This is a genomic window from bacterium (assembly GCA_039961635.1).
GTDB lineage: Bacteria > 4484-113 > 4484-113 > JAGGVC01 > JAGGVC01 > JABRWB01.
Genome location: JABRWB010000041.1, coordinates 63,696 through 86,121, shown reverse-complemented (window position 1 = coordinate 86,121; position 22,426 = coordinate 63,696). Strand labels below are relative to the sequence as shown.

Annotated in this window: 23 protein-coding genes; 11 read left to right on the top strand and 12 right to left on the bottom strand. The window is 51.3% G+C overall.

Features of this window, described 5'->3' with window-relative positions; all coding sequences use genetic code 11:
* The first annotated feature begins 1 nt into the window (after nucleotide 1).
* From HRF49_06940 to HRF49_06910, 7 genes are all read left to right on the top strand, one after another.
* Entirely contained in the window at nucleotides 2-1,075 is a 1,074-nt protein-coding gene (locus HRF49_06940) for a YidC/Oxa1 family membrane protein insertase (GenBank protein ID MEP0814385.1), read from the top strand.
* A gap of 8 nt (nucleotides 1,076-1,083) precedes the next feature.
* Nucleotides 1,084-1,734, top strand: a complete 651-nt coding sequence (locus HRF49_06935; GenBank protein MEP0814384.1) for a hypothetical protein — start codon at nucleotides 1,084-1,086, stop codon at nucleotides 1,732-1,734.
* A gap of 22 nt (nucleotides 1,735-1,756) precedes the next feature.
* A complete protein-coding gene (locus HRF49_06930; GenBank protein ID MEP0814383.1) occupies nucleotides 1,757-2,350 on the top strand; it encodes a DNA-3-methyladenine glycosylase in 594 nt (197 codons plus the stop codon).
* A gap of 80 nt (nucleotides 2,351-2,430) precedes the next feature.
* Nucleotides 2,431-2,889, top strand: coding sequence for a RidA family protein (locus tag HRF49_06925; GenBank protein MEP0814382.1), 459 nt, complete (start codon nucleotides 2,431-2,433; stop codon nucleotides 2,887-2,889).
* 41 nt (nucleotides 2,890-2,930) lie between these two features.
* Nucleotides 2,931-4,460: a hypothetical protein gene (locus HRF49_06920; GenBank protein MEP0814381.1), complete on the top strand. Its 1,530-nt coding sequence runs from the start codon at nucleotides 2,931-2,933 to the stop codon at nucleotides 4,458-4,460.
* 103 nt (nucleotides 4,461-4,563) lie between these two features.
* Nucleotides 4,564-6,126 (top strand): hypothetical protein, encoded by a 1,563-nt coding sequence (locus HRF49_06915; protein MEP0814380.1) that lies wholly within the window; start codon nucleotides 4,564-4,566, stop codon nucleotides 6,124-6,126.
* 1 nt (nucleotide 6,127) lies between these two features.
* Nucleotides 6,128-6,943 (top strand): hypothetical protein, encoded by an 816-nt coding sequence (locus HRF49_06910; GenBank protein MEP0814379.1) that lies wholly within the window; start codon nucleotides 6,128-6,130, stop codon nucleotides 6,941-6,943.
* A 31-nt stretch (nucleotides 6,944-6,974) separates the two neighbouring features.
* Here the strand turns inward: HRF49_06910 and HRF49_06905 are convergent, their stop codons facing one another.
* The 6 genes from HRF49_06905 to HRF49_06880 all read right to left on the bottom strand — a co-directional run bounded on the left by HRF49_06905 (nucleotide 6,975) and on the right by HRF49_06880 (nucleotide 11,547).
* Nucleotides 6,975-7,640 (bottom strand): glycosyltransferase, encoded by a 666-nt coding sequence (locus HRF49_06905; GenBank protein MEP0814378.1) that lies wholly within the window; start codon nucleotides 7,638-7,640, stop codon nucleotides 6,975-6,977.
* A gap of 17 nt (nucleotides 7,641-7,657) precedes the next feature.
* A complete protein-coding gene (gene ispG / locus HRF49_06900; protein ID MEP0814377.1) occupies nucleotides 7,658-8,719 on the bottom strand; it encodes a flavodoxin-dependent (E)-4-hydroxy-3-methylbut-2-enyl-diphosphate synthase in 1,062 nt (353 codons plus the stop codon).
* 72 nt (nucleotides 8,720-8,791) lie between these two features.
* On the bottom strand, nucleotides 8,792-9,349 hold the full coding sequence (locus HRF49_06895; GenBank protein MEP0814376.1) for a 2-oxoacid:acceptor oxidoreductase family protein: 558 nt from the start codon (nucleotides 9,347-9,349) through the stop codon (nucleotides 8,792-8,794).
* 7 nt (nucleotides 9,350-9,356) lie between these two features.
* Nucleotides 9,357-10,154 (bottom strand): 2-oxoglutarate oxidoreductase, encoded by a 798-nt coding sequence (locus HRF49_06890; protein MEP0814375.1) that lies wholly within the window; start codon nucleotides 10,152-10,154, stop codon nucleotides 9,357-9,359.
* A gap of 46 nt (nucleotides 10,155-10,200) precedes the next feature.
* Nucleotides 10,201-11,310 (bottom strand): 3-methyl-2-oxobutanoate dehydrogenase subunit VorB, encoded by a 1,110-nt coding sequence (gene vorB / locus HRF49_06885; protein ID MEP0814374.1) that lies wholly within the window; start codon nucleotides 11,308-11,310, stop codon nucleotides 10,201-10,203.
* Nucleotides 11,311-11,337: 27 nt separating this feature from the next.
* Nucleotides 11,338-11,547 carry a 4Fe-4S dicluster domain-containing protein gene (locus HRF49_06880; protein MEP0814373.1) on the bottom strand — a complete coding sequence of 70 codons (210 nt, stop codon included), beginning with the start codon at nucleotides 11,545-11,547 and terminating at the stop codon, nucleotides 11,338-11,340.
* Between the two features lie 283 nt (nucleotides 11,548-11,830).
* Between HRF49_06880 and HRF49_06875 the strand changes: the two genes are divergently transcribed.
* Both HRF49_06875 and HRF49_06870 read left to right on the top strand, forming a co-directional pair.
* The gene (locus HRF49_06875) at nucleotides 11,831-12,706 is read left to right on the top strand and encodes a hypothetical protein (GenBank protein MEP0814372.1); all 876 of its coding nucleotides are present in this window, start codon (nucleotides 11,831-11,833) and stop codon (nucleotides 12,704-12,706) included.
* A 353-nt stretch (nucleotides 12,707-13,059) separates the two neighbouring features.
* Nucleotides 13,060-13,965, top strand: a complete 906-nt coding sequence (locus tag HRF49_06870; GenBank protein MEP0814371.1) for a hypothetical protein — start codon at nucleotides 13,060-13,062, stop codon at nucleotides 13,963-13,965.
* Nucleotides 13,966-13,999: 34 nt separating this feature from the next.
* Here HRF49_06870 and HRF49_06865 read toward each other — a convergent pair whose 3' ends face one another.
* Both HRF49_06865 and HRF49_06860 read right to left on the bottom strand, forming a co-directional pair.
* Entirely contained in the window at nucleotides 14,000-14,974 is a 975-nt protein-coding gene (locus HRF49_06865) for an electron transfer flavoprotein subunit alpha/FixB family protein (protein MEP0814370.1), read from the bottom strand.
* Nucleotides 14,975-15,010: 36 nt separating this feature from the next.
* Nucleotides 15,011-15,793, bottom strand: coding sequence for an electron transfer flavoprotein subunit beta/FixA family protein (locus HRF49_06860; GenBank protein ID MEP0814369.1), 783 nt, complete (start codon nucleotides 15,791-15,793; stop codon nucleotides 15,011-15,013).
* A gap of 415 nt (nucleotides 15,794-16,208) precedes the next feature.
* Between HRF49_06860 and HRF49_06855 the strand changes: the two genes are divergently transcribed.
* Complete coding sequence (locus tag HRF49_06855; protein ID MEP0814368.1) at nucleotides 16,209-18,011, top strand: (Fe-S)-binding protein; 1,803 nt, start codon at nucleotides 16,209-16,211, stop codon at nucleotides 18,009-18,011.
* Here HRF49_06855 and HRF49_06850 read toward each other — a convergent pair.
* From HRF49_06850 to HRF49_06835, 4 genes are all read right to left on the bottom strand, one after another.
* A complete protein-coding gene (locus HRF49_06850) occupies nucleotides 18,008-18,253 on the bottom strand; it encodes a hypothetical protein (protein MEP0814367.1) in 246 nt (81 codons plus the stop codon). The two genes, HRF49_06855 and HRF49_06850, sit on opposite strands and share 4 nt — an antisense overlap.
* Before the next feature lie 83 nt (nucleotides 18,254-18,336).
* On the bottom strand, nucleotides 18,337-18,789 hold the full coding sequence (locus HRF49_06845) for a hypothetical protein (GenBank protein ID MEP0814366.1): 453 nt from the start codon (nucleotides 18,787-18,789) through the stop codon (nucleotides 18,337-18,339).
* Nucleotides 18,790-18,863: 74 nt separating this feature from the next.
* The gene (locus tag HRF49_06840) at nucleotides 18,864-19,586 is read right to left on the bottom strand and encodes an SDR family oxidoreductase (protein MEP0814365.1); all 723 of its coding nucleotides are present in this window, start codon (nucleotides 19,584-19,586) and stop codon (nucleotides 18,864-18,866) included.
* 19 nt (nucleotides 19,587-19,605) lie between these two features.
* Complete coding sequence (locus HRF49_06835; protein MEP0814364.1) at nucleotides 19,606-20,208, bottom strand: ATP-dependent Clp protease proteolytic subunit; 603 nt, start codon at nucleotides 20,206-20,208, stop codon at nucleotides 19,606-19,608.
* A gap of 163 nt (nucleotides 20,209-20,371) precedes the next feature.
* Between HRF49_06835 and HRF49_06830 the strand changes: the two genes are divergently transcribed.
* Nucleotides 20,372-22,390 carry an ABC transporter substrate-binding protein gene (locus HRF49_06830; protein MEP0814363.1) on the top strand — a complete coding sequence of 673 codons (2,019 nt, stop codon included), beginning with the start codon at nucleotides 20,372-20,374 and terminating at the stop codon, nucleotides 22,388-22,390.
* The last annotated feature ends 36 nt before the right edge of the window (nucleotides 22,391-22,426 follow it).

Genomic DNA, 22,426 nt, shown 5'->3' with positions numbered 1-22,426 from the left:
GATGATTTTGCCCATTTCTGATTTGGCGCTGATTCTGGCCAACGGCCCTATGGGTCCGTTCCCGGAAGGTGTCACGCCGCATACCGTCACTCCGGGTATGACCGGATGGCTGGTGGACTTGTTTATCTTGATCATTGTTTCAATATCCTCCTACACCGGCAGCTGGGGGATTGCGATAATTTCCGTTGCTGTATTGGTGAAGCTCAGCCTTTTCAGGCTGACCGTCACGCAATTCACCGGAATGGCCTGGATGCAGGTGCTGGCCCCGATGCAGAAGGCGTTGAGCGAGCATTTCAAGGCCGACAAAGAAACGCTGAACAAAAAGGTGATGGCGCTTTACCAGGAGCTCAAAATCAACCCGTTGGCCGGCTGTTTGCCGCTTTTGATTCAGATGCCGATTTTGTTCGCGGTAATCCGCGCGCTATACAATCCTTCGGTTTTCGGAGATGCAAAGTTTCTGGGAATTCAGCTGATATATTCCGCGCTGCCTAAGTTTGCGCTTGGAATGAGGCAAAACGGTGGGCATGTGGATTTTAGCGATCCGGCCATATTCAACTTCACGCTGGGGACAAATGAGATTAATCTGTACTTTCCCGCTTTCGCCATCGTGTTAGGTTATATCGCCTCGTCGCTGTATTATCAGTTCATAATGAAGAAATACCAAGCGAAAATGCCAAAGGTGACCATTCCCGGAGTAGCCGCAGAGCCGCCAAAACAGATGATGAACCAGAACGCAATGACGATCATCATCGTCATATTTTCGATGATCATTCCGGCTGGGGCGATGATTTACTTCATCACCCAAAACGTTTGGTCCATTTTCGAATACACTTTCATCATGAATTCCGTCATCCCTCAAATCAAGGCTAAGGATCTGGATTCCCTATACGAAAAGCTGATAAAACCCGAACCGCGCGAACCTGCCTCCAAGTCCAAACCGCCTTCCAACGGTGAGCCATCCAGCCAATCCGATAAGCCGGACGAGGACTCAACAACCCATGATGCTAAAATAAACGGTGCGGCGCCGCCCGAAGCTTTGTATCCCAAGCCGAAGCGCAAGCGCCGCAGGCGCTGAGGGGGCCGATGGACATACTTCAACTTGAGGTTTTCAAGTGGCGCGGCGAAAGCGATGCCGAAGCGCGCAAATTGGCGCAGGATCATTTCGGCCAACTCGCGATAATTATAGACAAAATCGAACGCGACGATTACACGGAATATTTCGCCTACGCTCTCGAGCAGGTGGAGGCCTTGGCAAATCAGGTTGCTGATTATGTCATAAAGCGTATGGACAACCGCGCCAGGGTTTTTGTCAAGCCATCGAAGGATTATTCCGAATTTTTGGTTTCCATCAGAACAAAGAAAAGCGGATTGCTTGTCGGACATCATGGCGCCACATTGGATGCTCTGGAGCTTATTATATCGGTAATTTTCAACCGACAATTCGCCTTAAACAGGATCTTGACTCTCGATGTGGACGGTTATAGGGAAAGGCGCGAAGCAGCGCTGATTCGTGCGGCAAAAAGCTTAATCAGGGAAATAGAAAAAGATCACAAGCCGCGACCGCTACCTAATCTTCTTCCCAAGGAGCGAAAGGTGATTCACAAATTCCTTGCGAACCACCCTTATCTTACGTCTGTAAGCTCAGGAAAAGGCAAGGACAGGACGCTCTATATAGCTCCAAAATCGTTTTCCGGCGCGTTGGGCGTGCCGTCAGACGACAATGACGACGGGTAGTTTATAGCGCCTTAGCGATGATATGAGCGAGCAGGAATTCGCGTTTTTGGACAGCGACGTTGTGATAGCCGCGAAGAAACTTATCGGTTGCAGGCTAGTTCGAAACTTCAGGGGGCGAAAAGTTACGGTCAAAATCATTGAAACAGAGGCTTATCACCAATCTGAACCGGGCTGCCATGCATACAAAGGCCCCACAGCGCGTAACATAGTGATGTTCGGAGCGCCGGGGCTCGCATACGTCTATTTTATATACGGGATGTACCATTGCCTTAATGTAGTGGCGGAAAAGGAAGGGATCGGTGCGGCAGTCTTGATTCGAGCCGCTGAATTCGCCGATTCAAAAATGGGATCATCGTTAGCAATCAATGGAGGAAACAAGAAGCAGCATCATCTTGCCGGTCCTGGTAGGTTATGCCGCGAACTTGATATAACAAGGGCGGAAAACGGAATCAACCTTTTGGATAAAGAGAACGGCTCGTTGTGGCTGCTTCCACGAAAACCGGGCGATCGTCCCATACTCGGGTGCTCCAAGAGAATCGGTTTGTCAATGGAATCTGACTTGGAATGGCGGTTTTACGAAATCGGGAATCCCCGAATCAGCGGTCCGAAAAGATAAAACCTATCAAACCCATTCGGGCAATTTTGCCCATATATAAACAGGTAAAATAAGGCGGCGCAAGGCCAGAGGAGTTACCGATGAACCAGCGACTGAAAGAGATTGAGGATCGGCTTCCGCCGCCCATTTCGCCGGTCGGAAATTACGTTTTCGTAAAACGGACAGGCGACCTAGCATTCACGTCGGGAATTATTCCGCTGCGCGACGGAAAGCTTGTTGCAACGGGCAAATTAGGCGGCGGGCTTTCGGTGGAGCAAGGTGCTATGTGCGCGCGAATCTGCGCCGAGAATGCCTTGTCGCTGGTCTTGGAAGCGCTTGGCTGCAATCTCGAAGCTATTAGGGAAGTTGTTTCACTTCGTGCAATCGTATCAAGCACGCCGGATTTCATCGAGCACGCCAAAGTGGCGAACGGCGCAAGCGATTTTTTGGTCGAAGTATTCGGCGATTCGGGAAAGCACACGAGATCCGCATTCGGCGCGCCTTCGCTGCCGCTTGACGCACCGGTCGAGATCGAGTTTGTTTTCAGGATCGAGCAATAACCACGGACGGATTTCCGTCCGGTTTGGGGAGGTTGATGAAAATGTGGAGTTTTCGGCATTGCTTCCTGGCCGCGTTCGCGGTTGCGTATGCATTCGCATTATTCGGTTGCAATCCTGCGGATGATGAAGAGCAAGATGCTTTGACCAGAGACTCCGCTGTAGCTGGGCTGGCTTCGAAAAATTTCAATCCGGACGCGCTATTTATCGCGTACACTTACGATACGAACGGCAAACTGGAATCCTGCGGGTGTGATTCGCGCCCCCTTGGCGGATTTCCGAGGCGCGGTACTTTGATGGATTCGTATAGAAACAACTACGGCAGAAGCCTAATTGCGCTGGATGGAGGGCGGCTGTTGCCCGACAATTCGGACATCTCTAAATTCAAAGCCCAAATAATGCTCAAGATGATGAGCAAGATAGGATACTCGGCAATGCACGTCGGCCATTGCGAGCTGAATTTCGGGATCGAAGAGCTTTCGAAGTGGGCGGACGAAGCGAAATTTCCGCTTGTTAATTCGAATGTTCTATTGGCAGGCGGCGGAACAAATTTAATTCGCAAATCCGCTCTTGATTCAGTGGGGGCGCAGGACGTGTCAAATCGCATACTTGCAGAGGAATTTTACAAAAGCGTGACCGGCAAAGAGCCGAACGAAAAATTGAATTGGCTGGCAAATCCTGTCCTGATTTTGAAATCTGGAAACGTTCGAATCGGTATTGTTTCGGCGACCGACCCGTCGTATGTGGAGCGGCTGGGCTGGAAAAACCTTCGCGCGCTTCCCATGCGCGATGCACTAAAGCGGCTCGTGGCGCTAAACAAGGATTCGGCCGACCTTTGGGTAGCTATGGTGGAGGCGGGAAATGTAGAAATCGTTAATTTAATGAAGGCCTTGCCGGAGATAAAAGTCTGGCTTACAGGCAATTCGAAATCGTCGGAAGGTTCCGTCGGACACAGCAAAACCCAGGAAGGACAGTACTGGCAAAATGTTTTCCTGGACGGCAAATATCTTGGAATTTCCTCCATCGACTTACGCGAAGGCAACCTGTTTGTTTCACAGGAAGAGGTGCCGATCGAGATGAGCAACAAGCCGAGGGAGGATCTTCAGCTGATTCTGGTCAGCGAATGGCGCCCGAAAGTAGAGGAAATCTACTCTGTCCAGGCTCAGCCGATCGGCGGAAAGTTCGTCTCCGCCGAACAGTGCAGAAAATGCCATCCGGAGCAGTACGAAAAATGGAAGTCCACCGGGCATTCGGCGGCATTGGCCACGTTGGAAAGCGAAAAGAAAAACTTCAGCAAGGAATGTGTGAAGTGCCACGTCGAATACGACTCCGTAAACGACAGGCAGTATTCGCTTCAATGCACGACCTGCCATTACAGGGCATGGGAAAAGCATATCGAGGAGGCCGAATCGGGCGGCCCAGTCACAAAATTGGACGAAAAAATCGACAAAATGTCCTGTCTCAGGTGCCATAATCCGCCGGAGGGAGAAAGCATCGAAGAATGTTGCGCAAGGTATTTCGGGATGATCAAGCACTGGGACGGTCCCGTAATGCCGGACGAAGGCGCGGCTTGAGTGGTAATCTCATTTGAACATGTTGTCCCTCGGATTTGTCTAAGGCAAGTTAGGGGTACAATGGCGCGGCTTTTCGTGCCTTACAGTTCATTCGGAGGCTGACTTGTTCAGTTCGACTTGGGTCAGATTGCTTGTTTTTTTGCTGGCCATCGGCCTTGCCGCCGCGGCGGTTTCATGCAATCCGAAGCCCGACGGCAATGAAGACGGCGCCGCGCATAGGAACACGGTTCCTTCGCCTGCTGTCAAGCAGCTCAATCCCGATGGCTTGTTTATCGCCTATACCTACGAGACCAATGGAAAGATGGAAACTTGCGGATGTTCCTCCAAGCAGCTCGGCGGTTTGGCCCGGCGGGGTACGCTTATTGATCAATACAGGGATGGTTACGACCGCCATTTGCTGCTTTTGGACGGGGGAAAAATAGTTCCCGACAATTCCGAATTTTCGCGTTTCAAGTCCGACATCATACTTCGAATGATGAACAAAATGGGCTACTCGGCGATGCACATCGGATTTTACGAGTTCAACTTTGAAATGCCTGAGCTTGCAAAGTGGGCTGACAATGCGTCTTTTCCACTTATGAACTCCAACGTCCTCTATACCGGCGATTTCCCAAACCTGATTAGGGAAAAACCCCTGGCGGACATCGGCTCCACAAACATCACTGCCGAGCTGGAAGCGACGGATTTTTACAGGATGGTTACCGGCAAGGAAGCGGCCACAAAATACATGTGGAGCGCATCGCCGGTTGTTTTTGTTACGAAGGGCAATATTAGAATCGGAATTTTGTCGGCAACGGAGCCTGAATGGATAGAGGGTCTCGGCTGGAAGTATCTAACGCCTCTACCAATCCGCGATACATTCAAGCACCTATTGGCCAGGTTCCACGACAAGGCGGATCTTTGGGTTGCAATGGTGGAAGCAAACAACATAACGGTCGAACAGCTTATGAAATCCCTCCCCGAAATCAAGATTTGGCTTTCCGGCAATCCCCGTAAGGGCGAATCGATGATCACCCACAGTAAAACAGATGCGGGCCAATATTGGCAAAACATTTTCATGGAAGGCAAGTATCTTGGAATCACGTCGGTGGATAAAAAAGCAGGCGAGTTCTTTATTTCCCAGGAAGAAATAGGGATCGAAGATACAATCGCGCAGCGAAACGACCTGCAATTGATAATGGTGAACGAATACAGACCGAAATTGGAGCAGATTTTCAAGAATCAAACTCAGCCCATCGGACGCGAATTTGTTCCGGCCACAAGCTGCAACAAATGCCATCCGGAGGAGTTCGAAGCATGGCGCGCAAGCAAGCACCACGAAGCACTGCCAACATTGATCGGCAAGAAGCAAAATTGGAATCCGGATTGCGTTAGCTGCCACGTTGAATATGACTCGGTTAATGAGGCGCAACTCACATTGCAGTGCACAATGTGTCATTACAATTCCTGGGAAAAGCACATCGATGAGGCGGAGGCCGGAGGTGCGGTGACTCCGCTTGGAGAAACGATAGATAAGCAGTACTGCACCAAGTGCCACGATCCGGAAAACTCGAACAAATTCGATTCGGATTACAGACATTACTTTGAAACGATTAAGCATTGGGACGGGCCGACCGTTCCGGGAGAAGCACAAGTTACCGGTGGTTCGACCAAAGGAGAGCATTGAGATGAGTAGCGGAATTCATTACCCAAATCTTGAGATCGCCGCCAAGGATGGCTCCCGCGGTCGCGACTTCGAGCTTGCTCTGGCGGAATACAAGCTTCTTCACAAGAAGGTGATCGCCAGCGTCGCTATGCGGATGGCAGCGCCGGGTGTTTGGAGCATCCTTTTTGCGCTAATGTTCTTTACGGCTGCGCTGGGGCAGCCAAGGCCGCACATCCAGAATGTAACCGGGATAATATTTGCGCTGCTAACGCTCTGTTTCGCGGCTTTCGAGTTCTTTCTTCACAAGCACCAATCGGTCATAAACACGGCATATTTCGATTTGCGCGAGAAGCTTGGGCTTGAATCGGCGGGCGGGCCGATTCACGCGTCCACCAAATTTGCTTTTGGCATAAGCTTTGCCGGATTGATGCTGTTATACGCAATATTTTTCCTGGGCTCGCTTTATTTCGTGTTTTTTACACCGAAGCAGTCCTCACCGGCTATTTTGCAAACCAATCCCGAATTCCGCCGAGATTTCAGAAGGCAAGGCGAACGGCCCGGCGAGTTCCGAAGGGAGCCGGGCGCAACTCCGGAAAGACGTCCGGGTATGAATCCTGGCGCGATGCCGGGCGAGCCTCCGATGGGGCAGGGCGCCCCGCCGGCGGGAGGTCTACCGCCGAAGGGAGATAGGCGAAACCCTCCGCCGCGAAACGGCTCCGAAGGAAATACTCCGCCACCGGATCCAGGCGAACCGGGTATGAATCCTCCTCTTCCTCCCGATTCCGGCCCGGGCTCAAATCCGCCGCCACCTCCCGGAGGTGCGCCCGGAGGCCGTTAACTATTCCGAGTCTTGCTTTTGCGATAGCCTTTCAGCGAGGTTTGCGCAAATTGTAACGCGCTATTTCAGCGTACATTTTCAGCCTCCGCACGAAACCGGAAAGCAAACCGTGTTTCTCTTCTTTCATTAGGTGGCTGGCTCCTTCAAAAGCAACCTCAAGCATTTTCACACCCTTGCTTTTTAGGTGGTCGTTCAACGCGTGCTCGATCCCGAAACCTGCAGATTGCCAGCCTTCGAAATCGGCCATCAGGCTGCGGAGCAGCGCACGTTGCCCGCTAATCATCGGCGCGATTTTTTGTGCAAAATCGGTCGGGCCGCGCCCGCCCTTGAATATGCCGATCGTAGCCTTCGCGGTTCCGGAGGTAACAGGCTCGACAAGAGCGCGAATATGCTCGTGTTTCAAATTTAGCAAGTCAGCATCCAGAAAAGTGACCACAGGTTCGCTTGTTGCGTCGAGACCGGCTTTAAGAGCCATCGCCTTGCCGGCATTCTTCTGGGAAATGACGGTAACTCCCGCAATGGTCCGCGCGGCATCCGCCGTATCGTCCCTCGAGCCGTCGTCCACGCAAACTATCGTTGAAAAAATGCCGGATTCCGAAGCAACCTTGAGTACACTCGCGACGGTTCCCGCTTCATTGAAAGCAGGGACAATCAAACAAGCTGTACGTTGAGTAATTGATTTGTCAGCTTCAGCCACGCCGAAATTCTATCAGGCTAAAGCCTGGCAATTTCCGCCATAAGCTGGGTGCGGGCTTCGTCTAGCGTCAGATTTTTGCCGAATACCTCGCCCTTTCTGAAAAGTACGAAGCGATTCGCCCCTGCCGCGATGCCGATGTCGGCCTCTTTCGCCTCGCCCGGGCCGTTTACGACGCAGCCCATCACCGCGACTTTGATGTCCTTTTTTTGAGACAGGATTTCATCCTCAAGCTCGTCTATGAGCTTTATCAGGTCGAAACTGATCCGGCCGCAGGTAGGGCAACTTATTAGTTTAATCTGCGGGGACGCCGTTGGCAGGCCTAGCGATTGAAGAATCTCGTAGCAAACGCGGACTTCCTGAACCGAGTCCTCTGTCAGGCTAACCCGCATTGTGTCGCCAATGCCTTCGGACAACAGCAACGTCAAGCCGACAGTGCTTCGCGCCGTACCGACGACACCCGGCCCAGCCTCGGTCACGCCGATGTGAAGCGGAATGTCGGATAGTTCGCTGAACCGGCGGTATGACGCAACGGTATTCAGCGCGTCGCTTGACTTGAGTGAAACTACGATGTCTTCTACGCCAAATTCCTTTACGATGTCTATGTAATGAAAGACGCTTTGCACAAGCGCCTCCGGCTGGTCGTGCTCATACAGCTTTTTGAATTGCGGCGCGATGCTGCCCGAATTCGAGCCGATTCGAATCGGCACCCCTTCGGATACAAGTAATTTGGCGATTTCCTCCACTTTTTCTTTGGAGCGAATAGTGCCCGGATTTAGGCGGATTTTCGCCACTCCCGCTTTGATGGCCGCGATTGCCATTTCGGGATCGAAGTGGATGTCTGCAATTATCGGAACGGGGCTTTCCCGGACGATTTGGGGCAGGGCGTCCGCATCCCGTAGCTCCGGAACCGCGACGCGCACTAGCTGGCAGCCGGCATCTGACAGCCGCTTTATCTCGTTCAGAGTGGCCGGAATGTTGTGAGTGTAAGACGTCGTCATAGACTGAACGACGACCGGATTGTCCCCGCCTATGGGGACGTCGCGAACCATAACGGTTCGGGTGTGCCTTTTGGGTTTCACAAAGCTCAAACCACGAGAGGATACCACGCGCCAACTTGAGTTAATTCACGTTAACGACAAAGCAGCGCAATATCAACTTGCTTCGGAAGCACCGTTTCTAACAAGCTGCGCACCTCGTTCCAGCGCTTCCAAATTGAGCGGAATCAGCTTGTGACGGTGCTCCGGCAGCATCTTTTCAAGCACTTTTCCGAGCGTTTCCGCGCGAACCAAGTGCATGGTCTCATTGAGCCCACCAAGAGCTACCATACCCGCAAGCACTGGATGCCCAAGCTCTTTTGCAACTGCAGCCGTATCAAGGTAATAGGTTCTAATGTCGGTTCTTTTGCTTACTTCGGGGATCAACGAGCTATTTACTATTAAAACGCCTCCCGGCAGCACTTTCGGCTCGAACTTGTGAAAAGACGGAAGGTTCATCACCATAGAGGCGCTGGGTGTGTCGGTAGTAGGGCTTCCGATAGTGTCGTCGCTAATGATGACAGTGCAATTGGCTGTGCCGCCGCGCATTTCAGGCCCGTAGGACGGAATCCAAGCGACTTGGCGTCCCTCAAGCATTCCTGCGTATGCCAGGGTCATGCCCAATGTCATTATTCCCTGGCCGCCGAACCCGGCGAAAATCATTTCCTCGAACATAGGCTTATCATTCATCCTTCTTTCCCTTTTCTCCGGCAAAAACGTCCTTGTATACACCAAGCGGAAAAACCTTCACCATCTCGGCGTCTATCCACTCGTTTGCCTCAATAGGAGATTTATTCCAGTTCGTGTTGCAATTCGAAAGGATTTCGATTATTCCAAATCCTTTCTTTTCAAGTTGTGCGCGGAAAGCCTTTTTCATGAGGGCTTTGGCCTTTAGCGTATTCTTCGCGCTTGAAACCGATGCCCGAGCAGCAAACGCGACGCCTTCCAGTAGCGACAGCATCTCGACGACTCTTATCGGATGGCCGACCAGAAGCGGATCGCGGCCAAGAGGGGAGGTTGTAGTAACCATATTTTCGAGGGTGGTCGGAGCCATTTGGCCGCCGGTCATTCCGTAAATTGCGTTGTTCACGAAGATGACGGTAATCAGTTCTCCTCGGTTTGCGGCATGGATGGTTTCTGCCATTCCGATACTGGCCAAGTCGCCATCGCCTTGATATGTAAAGACAAATGCATCCGGGTGCGCGCGCTTGACGCCCGTCGCATTCGCCATCGCGCGCCCGTGTGCGCAACTAATAAAGTCGCAGTCGAAGAACCAGTAGCTGAACACGCTGCAGCCAACTGAAGCCATACCAACGGTGCGATCTTTCAGGCCGAATTCGTCAATCAATTCGGCCACAAGTCTGTGAATCGTTCCGTGTCCACAACCCGGGCAGTATGTGTATCCGCGGCTGGTGAGTGCGTCCGGACGATCGAATACTATTTGCTCGCACCTTTCTTTGGAATCAGCCAATGCTTCCATCTAAAAACCTCCTTGTCCGAGCGGTAAAACCTGCCGCTCGGTCAAATTACCGGACGATACTCCATAAAGACCCGGGATTGAGCGGATCAGCGGACAGATTATTGGCCAAAGCCACAATTTCAGCCGGAGTAAAAAGCAGCCCACCGTGCTTTCCAGCAAAGTGAATCGGTACCTTGTCGCCCACAACAAGACGCACATCTTCTACCATCTGTCCCCAATTCATCTCCAGCACCAAAATGCACTTGTAGTTAGTGCACATCTCCAAAAGCTTTCGGGCTGGAAAAGGCCAAACGCTGATTGGCCTGAAAAGGCCGACCTTCGGACCGTTTGCGGTTCTCATCCTTTTGATTGCCGTTCGAGCAACCCTGGAGCTCGTACCGTATGCCACAATCAGGATTTCGGCGTCATCCGTCATGTATTCTTCAAAGTAATTAACTTCACGCCTGATTCGATCGTATTTGGCAATCAGTTTTAGATGGAACTCCGCCATCTCTTCGGGATCCAGGTAAATCGTTGTATGGACGTTTCTGGGACGTTTGTCTTGACCGGGGCCAACAGCCCAGTCCTTTACGGGAGGATCTTTTGCCGGAATCGTCGCCAAGTCCACCGGCTCCATCATCTGACCGATTACGCCATCGGAAAGAATCAGGGCAGGGTTCCTGTACTCGTCAGCCAGGTCAAAAGCCGAATATGTCAACTGCGCCATTTCCTGGACGCTGGCCGGCGCAAGTGTAATAGTTCGATAGTCTCCGTGACCACCGCCTCTTGTTCCTTGAAAATAATCACCCTGATGCGGAGCAATGTTTCCCAAGCCCGGCCCGCAACGGACAATGTTGGCAACAACACATGGAAGTTCCGCTGTCGCGATGTAACTGATTCCTTCCTGCTTCAACGAAATGCCGGGCGAGGAGCTTGAGGTCATTGCGCGTACTCCAGCCGCCGCCGCACCGAAAACCATGTTAATCGCGGCAACCTCGCTTTCCGCCTGGATGAACGTTCCGCCGGCCTTAGGCATATGGAATGACATATATTCGGTTGCCTCATTCTGCGGAGTTATCGGGTACCCGTAATACGCCCTTGCGCCAGCCCGAATGGCTCCCAGGCACATTGCATGGTTGCCTTTCATTAATTCACGGTCGCCGCCGTTATCTGACATCGGAACCTCCAGGAAAATTCGCCATTTTCACTTGTATACCCTGATAGCAATGTCGGGACAGATGACGGCGCATAACTTGCAACCAGTACATTTTGCATCAGGGTCGATATACTGTACAGGATAAAACCCGCTCTGGTTAATTTCCGACTTGGTGTAGTGAATCAAGTCGTGTGGACATGCCGGCACGCAAAGCTGGCACCCTTTGCAGGTCTCCATAAGAACGTCAATATGAGGCATCAACAACTCCCGCGGCCGGATTTATTCGCGCCAAAACAAGTAATTCCACGTGGGCAATGCGAACGTTGGCCATTGGTGGGATCCAAGAAAATATTAACACGGCGCTCGGTATGCGGCAAACAGGTCGCCATCTGTTCCAGCTTTCACTAGATTTCAATCCACCTCAATTCAATCATAGTGTATGTAACATAATATACATTATGCGCCATATGCAGGATGTGGCCTTCCCTGTCTAAGGTGTCAATCGGGCGCGCCCGCAGCCTTGTCGTGCTATTTTTATGTCGTGAGCCGATTCCCGAAACCCGTGATGAATCCGCCTTCCGATGAGGAATTCAATGCTATTTTAGCGCGCGCATCGTATCTTGCGGGACATGATTTGCAAAGGTATCGAAGGGAACACCTTATTAGGCGGTTTACAACCGCGCTGAATCACGCTGGATTATCAAGATGGGATGAGTTTGCAACTTGGTTGTCCGCAAGTCCGAAGGCCAAAAAAGTAATACTGGGGCTGTTTCCGGTAAGATATTCGCCGGGGTTTTTTCGTGATCCAGCCGCCTTTTTTAAAGCAGAACGGATTATCGCCGAAGTGTCCAAAGAATCGTCGCGCATTTTGGTATTTAGCATCGGCTGCGGTTTCGGACACGAGGCATATTCCCTTGCGATTATTTGTAATAGGTGCTGCATGCAAAAATGTGAATGGAGCGTTATCGGTATTGACATGATCAGCGAGGCAATTGACTTTGCAAGAAGAGGGATTTACCCCAAAATTGATATCGAGGCGATTGATTGCGACACTTCCAATTCTTTCTTTACTCCTTGCGGAATGCCGACATCGCACAAATATGAAGTAATTCACGAACTGCGCAATCGCTGCTCCTTTATACAGGCCGATTTGGTGAAGCTTAATTTAAAAGTGCCTCCAAATCCTGATTCCGAAGAGGAAAATGCGATTTTCAGCTTGAAAGGAAATGTGGATTTGATTGCTTGCCGTTACGTGTTAACCTATTTAGGAAATGAGGCGGCTAGTGATTTGCTTGCAAACGCTGGGCTTTTATTGAAATCTGGAGGTTTTCTTTGGATTGGTGAAGGGGAAACTATCGTTGATGAAATTCGAGCAATGTTTGAGCCGGTTGAACCGGGATTTTTTGTACGCAAATAGCAAAGGAGCAATCGTTAGCAAAAAAGGACCGGCTATACAGACTGAATTTGGGCGCGGCCTTCCCTTTCGGGAGCATTGGGGATCGCCGGCCGCCCTTCTTTTGGGTTATTTCTGTGACTGCTTCTGTTAAAGACAGTCTTCATATTATTCACTATTCATCCGTCAAAATCGCTGCATCCTTGACTTGCTTGACTTGTTTCTTTTTGTTTGGTCAAAATCATGCCTTAAGCAAGGATCCATTGCTGAAACCGCCTTAAAAAGCCTTTTTTATTGAATATATACTACACGTATGAAGAGTAGACAATGCGTATGATGAAATGGTAAAGTTTCAATGCCTGTCATTGAGGTGATTTTTGAGCAAAGGCAGTCAATCGGGCGCAGAAGCTGGCTCCACGGGAGTCCCTGTCCTGTCTAAAAACGAACTCGACGATTTGATAACGGCAGTCGCGCAATACTTCTGTCAATTTGACGAAGTTGACGAGGACCCCCAGCAGGCATCGCTGTTTTTGGACGACTTGCTTGCACCCAAAGATATCCGGTCGGACATAATCTCCAGGATTGTGCTTTATGGGGCCGCGGCGCTTAGAAACGATGTCAGCCTTCAAATTCAAAGTGAATCCGAAGGCGACAAACGAAGAGAAAATGCGCTGTTCATTCCGCTGTATGCAATTTCAAAGCTTATTTCGGTGGCCTTAAATGGTGACGACGAAGAATATGGAAACATAATTGCTACGTTGGGCAAGTATATAGCGCCGCAACACCTGCTTCTCGTGAACGCGATCCGGCTTAAGGATTCCGCACTGATTTCGGCCGCGATTCACAAAGTGATCGAACTTGCGGAAAACAAGGTGGAAATCCAATACTTTGTGAAGTTGCACGAAAAAATAGTAGGCGAGGAAGTTATCACTCCCCTCCTCGTCCGGAATACTCTTGAAAGCGCACTCGACCTCTGCGCCGGACTGATGAATTTAACCAAACATGCCTCCTCGTTACGCGAGCACATTCAGGATAGAATAAACGTCGCTCAAGCGGAGATTTTCAATCCCGAAGGCGTCGGGCGCGCGTTGGGATATGGCGCAGAAATAATTCAGCTGTTTGATTCGTTGAACCTTGCCGATCGTTTCATAGAGGATCTGGAACGTGCCAAAACGGCCCTTTGCAGAGTCAATGCATTGCTGGATCATTGGCACAGGGAAAACCTGATCAAATCCCGCAAAAGAAGATCCGCGCGCTGCGAAAAGGTCAGCCCGAGAAAATGAGGCCTACATCAGCCGTGTCGCGCCCGCGAAGCGGTCAAGCCTCAATCACCTTGGCCAACTCGTCCTCCAGTAAAGGAAGAATAGTGAAAATGTCGCCAACTATTCCGTAGTCAGCAATTTTGAAAATCGGCGCTTCCGGGTCGGTATTTATGGCGACTATGACTTTAGACGTTTGCATACCCGCCAAATGCTGGATAGCGCCAGATATTCCGCAAGCTATATACAGCTTCGGATTTACAGTTTTACCCGTTTGGCCAACTTGGTAACTATGAGGAATCCAGCCCGCATCAACCGTAGCCCGGCTCGCGCCCATCGCCCAACCGAAACGGCGGGCAATTCTCTTGATGGGCTCAAAACCTTCCGGTCCTTTAACTGCCCGGCCGCCGCTGATTATCACCTGTGCTTCTTTTAAGTCAACTTCACCAGCTTCTTTCGGCCTGAAAGATTTGAACACCGGATCCTTAGCATGATCTGTGACTGGTTCAAGAGGAATTACTACCGCCTTGCCGCCAATCAATTCCGCCGCGGGAAAAGTGTTTGGCCGCACGGAAAAAACTTGCATTCCGGTTCCGCGAAGCCTGCATTTCGAGACGATTTTCCCGGCGTAAAGCGGCTTAGTGGCAACGATACGCCCGTCATCCCCAAGTTCGAGCCCCGTGGCGTCATCAATTAATCCGCAGTCGAACATCGCCGCCAATCTGGCGGAAATATCGCGGCCGAAAGTAGTGAAGCCGAAGAGAACCACTTCTGGCTTTTCGGTATTGACCACCGAAGCAAGCGCGGAGGCAATTTTGGCGGACGTTATTCCGGTTCTCGGCGCATCCTCAAGAGAATAAACCTTTTCAACTCCGGCATCCCCAATGATACCCGCCAGTTCATGGGCGCCCTGCCCTGCCATAAAAGCCGTGATGTTGCCGTCAAGGGACTTAGCGGCGCTGACAAGCTCGAATCCAACCTTGCGTATTTTTCCTTCGGCAGTTATTTCCGGAACAACTAAGGACTTGGGCATGGTATTCTCCGAAATCCGCTTAAAAGCGGTCGATCTTCAAATGACTTTGGCCTCGTTTCTGAGTGCCTGGACAAGTTCTTTCACAACTTCCGAGGGCTCGCCTTTTAATATTCTGCCGGCCTGCCTGGTTGGAGGCAATGCGGCGCCCACGAATTCGATTTGCGATTCGTTCGGATCCGCAACCTCGGCCTCCAAATCCAAATCGTTGAGCGTTTTTTCATCGAATGGCTTCTTTTTCGCGCCCATTATCCCTTTCAGGCTGGGATACCTGGGTTCATTGATGCCTTTTTCGATCGTAAGCACGGCAGGCAAGGCGACTTCGACAACCTCAATGCCGTCGTCAACTTGGCGTTCGCATAAAGCAGACGAATCATTAATTTCGAGCTTTGTGACCATACTCACGTGCGGCAGACCCAGGTACTGGGCGACAAATATCGGAGTTTGGCCATAATCGTAATCGACACCCTGCTTCCCAGCGAGAATCAAATCAGGTTTTTCGCCCTCCAAAATCCTGGCCAGAATTTTGGCGGTTCCACGGGGATTTGCGCCTTCCATATGAGGCAAATTCACAAGGATTGCCCGGTCAATGCCCATGGCAAGTAGGTTGAGCAAATTCTTTCGTTCCCCTGCGCCGCCGACGGTTACGAATAGTGTTTCCGTTCCCGGAATCGCTTCGGCCTTCCGGATGGCTTCTTCGACTGCATACTCGTCATACGGATTGACTATGTATGCGATGCCCTCGCGGGATACACGACCGCCTTCTACCCGGGGTCTTGCTTCGGTATTGGGCACTTCTTTGACTAAAACTGCGATCTTCATTGGCAACTCCAGGGAAGCAAATCGTTTCCCGCCGCAAAATCTGCGGATTCTCGGCCGATTGGCCGGGAGTTTATATCAAAGCTGCTTACGGAACGTCAAGGAAGTTAAAGTGCGAGTCCAACGTAGCGAGCTAGTGAACTAAGTTACAATTTTGGATGGTATACTGGCTTGACTTAGTCCCGATTTCGGAGCGGCAATGCATCCTACGTTCGGCCTTATCCCTAAAGCGCTTTATGCGATTGTCCTCGTCGCCGGCCTGGCATGGTTCTTTTGTCAGATTTGGTTCAGGGCACGTCACCTGTTTAAGGCATCGAAACAGAACAGGTTCGACAAACCTCTTGCGCGAATCTGGGGAGTTTTGGCCTTTTACTTGGGACAAAATTCACTTTTCAAAGGCTACCGATGGGCCGGCTTAATGCACGCAGCGATTTTCTGGGGATTCTGGGTGCTGTCGATTAACACTATACAGTTCATTATGTCGGGTTTCGTCCCAAGTGCGCACCTGCCGCTTCTGGGCAAAGATCAAGCGCTCGGGATCGCTTACGTTGTTTTCAGGGACGTTTTCGAGGTTGTAGTTTTAATTGCTGTCGCGCTTGCGGGACTTAGAAGGTTGGTTACGCGACCGAAGAGGCTGACCTACAGCTTCGAGGCGCACGTGATTCTGTTTCTAATAGCGGCGCTGATGGTGACCGACTTTTTAATAAATGGGGCCGAAGCCGCGGCGGTCAATCCTCATTCCGCGAGTTTTATAGAGCAAGTTTTCGGCTCCTGGATGCTGTCGTGGCCGGTTGGAGCTTCCGCAGTTGCGGGCGTTACCGCATGGTGGGTTCACCTTTTGGCCCTGCTTTATTTTTTAAACCTGCTGCCTCAAAGCAAGCACTTCCACGTGGTAACGAGCTTGTTCAGCGTATTGTTCCGCCGGCTCGATGCTCCTGCACTTAAAAAGGTGGATTTGGAATCGGCTGCCGAAGCAGAAAAATTCGGAGCGGAAAACGTTTACGACTTCGGATGGAAGTATATTTTGGACAGCTATTCCTGTACCGAATGCGGTCGTTGCCAGGACAACTGCCCGACGTTCTTCACCGGCAAGGAACTTAATCCAAAATTGATCGAAGTTGATATCAGGGAATATCTGTTCGAGAACCAGCGAAAGTTGCTTTCCGGCGGAGTGGAAGGCGAAAACGGGATTCCGAAGCTGCTTGGCGGCATGATAAGCCATCAAAGAATTTGGGATTGCACGACCTGCCGGGCTTGCGAAGAGTTCTGCCCGCTGTTTATCGAGCATCTCGGCCCGATAATGGACATGCGCAAGCATCTTGTGATGGACAAGGCGGAGTTTCCCGACGAACTTGGCACTTTTTTCAAGAACATAGAAACCCAGGGCAATCCGTGGGGAATCGGCCAGTCGAACCGCACGAAATGGATGGAAGGATTGGATGTGCCCATCATGGCAGACAATCCCGATAAACAAGTACTTCTTTGGATCGGATGCAGCGCAAGTTTCGACGCCAGAAACCAGAAAATCGCGCGCGCGCTGGTGAAATGCCTTAAGTCCGCTGGAATAGACTTCGGATATCTCGGCGAAGAAGAAACCTGCAACGGGGATTCCGCCAGGCGCGCCGGTAACGAGTACCTGTTTCAAACTATGGCGGAACAGGTTGTGGAAACCATCGGGCAATACAAGAACCTGAAGCAGATAATTACGCCATGCCCGCATTGTTTCAACATTTTCAAGAACGAATATCCTGAATTCGGCTTGAAGCTTGATGTAAAACATCACAGCACGGTGCTAAGCAAGCTTATTGTAGAAAGAAAGCTCAAACCTGCAAAAGGCAACGGACATTTTAAGCTCGCATATCACGACAGCTGCTATCTTGGCAGGTATAACGGGGTGTACAACGCGCCGCGGGCAGTTTTGGCCGGCGTGCCGGGCATTACCGTTGTAGAAGCAGAGAGGCACCACGATAAAGGAATGTGCTGCGGCGCAGGTGGCGCGCGAATGTTTATGGAAGAAAAGCACGGCTCCAGGATCAATCACGCGCGGATTGAGCAACTTGCCAAAAATAGTCCGGACGGCGTGGCGACCGCGTGCCCATACTGCCTGACGATGCTGGGCGACGCTATCAAAGAAACGGGCAAGCAGGACCATTTGAGGATTCTGGATATCGCGGAAGTACTTGCGGATTCGATAGAGCCTGGTGCGGCCGAAGCAAGTTAAACAGCCTTGGCGGACTCGTCGCCGCGCGCGATTTCGAAAAACTGCAGCAGCCCGAGCCTGTCCAAAACTCGCATCAAGGAATCGGACGGGTTGAGAAGCCTGACCTTCAAGCCCTGCCTAAACGCGCTTCCCGAAAGTTTCACCAAGTCCAGAAGTAGCGTAAAGTTTTCATCGGCAATATGGGTGCAGTCCACAAGCAACAGATCCCTGTCCGCCCTGGAGACCCACTTTCTACGCGCCAAATCGCCAAGAAATATTGACATGTCATATTAGTTTTCGGCGCATTGGCGAGCCGCTGAAGGAAAACATTTGATTCAATCAGCTGCTAGTGCCCGGTTAGTCCTTGGGCCTCCTTTTGAGCCCTTTTTGTCTCCAGAATCTGTGCCGCTTTGCGGCAGTCGGCGCGAAGCAGCTCCTTGTATTCCAAATCCCGTTCGCCTCCGGAAGTTTCGACAGTGATCCTTCCAAAGAAAATTCCTTCTTCTTTCTTCACCATAGCGATTTTGGAAAACGGTACGCTGACTTCGTCCACTCTGTAGCCCCAGTACTTGAAATCCCTGCGCTTGAGAGTGTCAGCGTGAATTTCGAGCCTAGGCTGGAAGAACAGCGGGCCGATGTTCCAAATGACCAAAATCAACCCGAATCCAAAGCCGATAATTAGAGGAATCCAGCCGGGATCAATGACAAACGCAAGAACGATACCGATTACGGCCAGAGCCGCGGCTCCTAGCCAGATTTTAAACGCACGCCAATGATTTAGCTTGCAGGAGAATTCCATGGCGCCCCTCCGGAACCGAATCTATATTAGCATAAACAGCAAGTGTCGGCAGCATTTTGTTAGGGAGGTTCGTGCTAAACCCAAAGCCCGCCGCCAACATCCAGTACCGCCCCGGAAATGTAACTTGCTTCCGGACTTGCAAGAAAGGAAACGGCGGAAGCAATGTCTTCGGGTTCGCCCAACCTGCCAAGGGGTACCTTTGCCGCCATCTCTTCTATTACTTCCGGAGTGTAATCTTCTGTTCGGATAAAGCCGGGATTGACGCAATTTGCCCGGATGCCGTGTACCCCTTCGGTTTTGGCTATATACCTTGCAAGCATTGAGACGCCCGTCTTGGCTATGCCGTAAGCACCCACACCGGTTGTCTGGCCGGCTTTCGGCGCGCCGATATTGATAATGTGCCCTGCGCCTTGCATCCTCATTACCGGAATTGCTGCCCGGCAACAAAAAAAAGCGCTGGATAAGTTCCCGTCCATCATCAGTTTCCACTCGTCAGGTGTCATTTCCGCCACTCCCTTTATCAGAAACGGCCCGACGTTGTTCACGAGAAGGTCCAACCTGCCGAATTCGGACACCGCCGCGGAAACAACCGCCTCCGCGCCTTGCGGTGTGGTCACGTCAGCCATAATAAGTTTGTATTCTTTGGCCAGAGAACCAACTTCGCGCCTTGCTGCTGCCGCGGCAGATTCGTCGCGGCTTCCGTTTATGACCATCCGAAAGCCGTCGGCTGCAAGCCGTTTGGCGATTGCAAGGCCGATGTTTCTGGTTGAACCCGTAACAACCGCAACGGCCGACATGGCGCTCAGTCCTTCACCGTCACTTCTTGCCGTTCCTGCCAGGAAGCTGTTGGACGATTTTGTCAATCAGCCCGTACTTCTTTGCTTCCTGAGCGGACATAAAATTGTCGCGATCGGTGTCCTTGACCACCTTATCGTAAGGTTGTCCAGTTTCTTCCGAAATCATTCGGTTAAGAATCTCCTTCATCCGGACAATTTCCGCCGTTTGAATCTCGATATCCGTGCTCGTGCCGATCGCCCCACCTAGAGGTTGATGAATCAGGAACCGCGAGTTTGGCAGCGAAATCCGCTTGCCCTTTGTCCCTCCAAGCATTAGGATTGCGCCCATGCTTGCCGCCTGTCCTATGCAAACCGTCGTTATTTCACAGGAAATGGCGCGCATCGTATCGAGTATGGCCATGCCTGACGTAATGGAACCTCCTGGACTGTTTATGTACATATAAACGTCCTTTTTATCGCCGAGTGCATCCAAGTACAGCAGCTGTGCTACGACGCTGTCCGAAAGCTCGTCGTCAATCGGGCCAAAAAGGAAAACGATCCTTTCTTCCAAAAGACGCGCGTATATATCGTAAAGAAAGCTTTCACCGGAAAAGGGCTTAATCACAAAAGGCGCGGGAGCCATTCAATCCTCCTTGCACTGCCCCGAAAGGTTGGGGCGCGGGGAGTATATTGCCGGCTTGAATGAGTGTCAAGGAAGATGTGCCAACGCAACAAGGAGATTTCACAACGCAAACAAGCCGGGATCCGGATGTTATAATTTTGCCGCCGCTTTGTCGGCTCAAACTATGCTCAAACTAGCTTGCTCTTTGTTGGCCGCGCTGTTGCTTATGGTGCTGGCGGCTTGTCCCAACAAAAAAAATGCGACTTCCTTAAACGGCAACAATAAAATGGAAGCCGAACTTAGGCTTCCGTTGGACACCGACGTACCCACGTTGGATCCAGCCCACATGGTGGACGTAACCTCGTTCGCGGTCGGCTCACAAATATTCGGACGACTGGTTAGATTCGATGAAAACGTAAATTTAAAACCGGATCTGGCCGAGTCCATTCCCGTCGCTACAGATGGCGGCAAATTGATCACGTTCAAATTAAAAAAAGATATTCGTTTCCACAACGGCAGAAAATGCACCGCAGAGGACTTTGTATACAGCTTCACTAGACTTTTGGATCCTGAAACCAGCAGCGAGCGCGGTTCCCTGCTGTTCGTTGTGGAAGGCGCCAAAGAATATTTTTACAGCCGCCAATTTCCCGCAACCGCCAGTTATCTTTTGGCCGGCAAATTCGAGGACGAAGGCGAGCCCAAGAACACACTTGAACGCCTTGCCGACACAATAGATTATGTGGCGTTTTTGGAAGAGGTGGACACGACTGAGTTCAAAAAAGCAATAGAGTCCGGGATGAAAAGGGATCCAAAATCAGTTCCTCAATCCGTGATCGAGTTCCTGCAAACAAATTCCTCGAAGGTTGCGCCGCCCCAAAAAGTGTCGGGTCTGAACGCTCCTGATGCTTACACATTTGAAGTAAAGCTTGCGGAGCCTTATGGCCCCTTTGTGGACCAGATGGCCATGGTCAACTTTTCTCCAATACCCAAAGAAGCTATCGCCGAGCTCGCGGATCCTGATGATTTCGGGAGAAATCCTGTGGGAACAGGGCCGTTCCGGCTAGCCAAATGGGATGCGGACAGGCAAATTGTCCTGGAGGCGTTCGACCAGCCCGAGCGTGCCGCATCCAAGCTGTCAAAAGTAACCTATCTTATAGTTCCCGACCGCAATACTCAATTTCAGATGTATGCATCCGGTGACCTGGATACCTGCAACGTTCCGACCGGGCAATACAACCGCCTTAAAAACGATCCTCTATATTCCGAAGAACTCAAGCGCGTCGATTTGCTAGCCGTGCAGTTTTTCGTACTTAACCTAACCAAAGACCCCTGGCGCGAAGAGGTCTTTCAGAATAAAAACGCGCTAAGGCAGGCGGTAAATTATGCAATTGATCGTGACTACATCTGCGATGTGGTGCTTGAAGGCCGGTTTCGTCCGTTCGTGGGCTTGATTCCGCCCAGCATGGGGGATTGGACAAATCCCGAAACCAAACTGAGGCCGAAATATTATTTCGATCCCGGTAAGGCGATGGAGCTTTTGGCCGAGGCCGGTCACCCGCAAGGGCTGTTCTTGGACAGGGTAAATTTGACATACAATCCCCAGGGCGACAATCCGACAATCGCGCAGGAAATCCAGGGCGATCTCAAGAACATAAGCGTAAAAGTCGACCTTGTTCCGATGGAGTGGGCTACGTTCATCGACGCTATGGAAAGCAACCGTCTCGCTTTTCATCGGCTGGGTTGGGTTTACGACTTTCCAGATCCGGACAATCTCATATTTACCCTGCTTCACTCAAGCCAGCGCGGCGCGAGCGGCAACTTTGCGTGGTACCGCAACCGAGAGGTTGACAAGCTTATTGAGGAGGCGCGTACCTCGTTCGATCGGAACAAGCGCAGACAGCTCTACTGGCAGATCGAGCAGATGGTGCTGGAAGACGCTCCGTGGATTTTCTGCTTTGCCCAAACCAACAACGTATTGATCAAGCCTTGGGTGAAGGGCGTGAAGCTTTCCGGCATGGATACCGACGCAAGTCTGCCTAACGCGGATTTAACCAAAGTCTGGATTGACGAAGAGGCCCGGCAAAGCTTTCCACAAAAATCGGCCACCAGCCCGCCGGAGGTAGGCGAGAGCATTACCGCTCAAACACAAGTAGACAACGAAAGGACGTCCAGCGATGCGCAGCCAATCGGCAGCCAAAAATAGAAGCAGTCGGATGGAAACGGAGCAAAACCGTGCGCG

What these genes read in the sequence shown, in the direction of transcription:
- HRF49_06855 (MEP0814368.1), top strand. Translation starts at nt 16,209, where the DNA reads ATGCACGCAGCGATTTTCTGGGGATTCTGGGTGCTGTCGATTAACACT.
- vorB (MEP0814374.1), bottom strand. Translation starts at nt 11,310, where the DNA reads ATGTCAGATAACGGCGGCGACCGTGAATTAATGAAAGGCAACCATGCA.
- HRF49_06880 (MEP0814373.1), bottom strand. Translation starts at nt 11,547, where the DNA reads ATGCCTCATATTGACGTTCTTATGGAGACCTGCAAAGGGTGCCAGCTT.
- HRF49_06940 (MEP0814385.1), top strand. Translation starts at nt 2, where the DNA reads ATGATTTTGCCCATTTCTGATTTGGCGCTGATTCTGGCCAACGGCCCT.
- HRF49_06860 (MEP0814369.1), bottom strand. Translation starts at nt 15,793, where the DNA reads ATGAAGATCGCAGTTTTAGTCAAAGAAGTGCCCAATACCGAAGCAAGA.
- HRF49_06890 (MEP0814375.1), bottom strand. Translation starts at nt 10,154, where the DNA reads ATGGAAGCATTGGCTGATTCCAAAGAAAGGTGCGAGCAAATAGTATTC.
- HRF49_06920 (MEP0814381.1), top strand. Translation starts at nt 2,931, where the DNA reads ATGTGGAGTTTTCGGCATTGCTTCCTGGCCGCGTTCGCGGTTGCGTAT.
- HRF49_06910 (MEP0814379.1), top strand. Translation starts at nt 6,128, where the DNA reads ATGAGTAGCGGAATTCATTACCCAAATCTTGAGATCGCCGCCAAGGAT.
- HRF49_06935 (MEP0814384.1), top strand. Translation starts at nt 1,084, where the DNA reads ATGGACATACTTCAACTTGAGGTTTTCAAGTGGCGCGGCGAAAGCGAT.
- HRF49_06845 (MEP0814366.1), bottom strand. Translation starts at nt 18,789, where the DNA reads ATGGAATTCTCCTGCAAGCTAAATCATTGGCGTGCGTTTAAAATCTGG.
- HRF49_06835 (MEP0814364.1), bottom strand. Translation starts at nt 20,208, where the DNA reads ATGGCTCCCGCGCCTTTTGTGATTAAGCCCTTTTCCGGTGAAAGCTTT.
- HRF49_06830 (MEP0814363.1), top strand. Translation starts at nt 20,372, where the DNA reads ATGCTCAAACTAGCTTGCTCTTTGTTGGCCGCGCTGTTGCTTATGGTG.
- HRF49_06840 (MEP0814365.1), bottom strand. Translation starts at nt 19,586, where the DNA reads ATGTCGGCCGTTGCGGTTGTTACGGGTTCAACCAGAAACATCGGCCTT.
- HRF49_06895 (MEP0814376.1), bottom strand. Translation starts at nt 9,349, where the DNA reads ATGTTCGAGGAAATGATTTTCGCCGGGTTCGGCGGCCAGGGAATAATG.
- HRF49_06925 (MEP0814382.1), top strand. Translation starts at nt 2,431, where the DNA reads ATGAACCAGCGACTGAAAGAGATTGAGGATCGGCTTCCGCCGCCCATT.
- HRF49_06930 (MEP0814383.1), top strand. Translation starts at nt 1,757, where the DNA reads ATGAGCGAGCAGGAATTCGCGTTTTTGGACAGCGACGTTGTGATAGCC.
- HRF49_06865 (MEP0814370.1), bottom strand. Translation starts at nt 14,974, where the DNA reads ATGCCCAAGTCCTTAGTTGTTCCGGAAATAACTGCCGAAGGAAAAATA.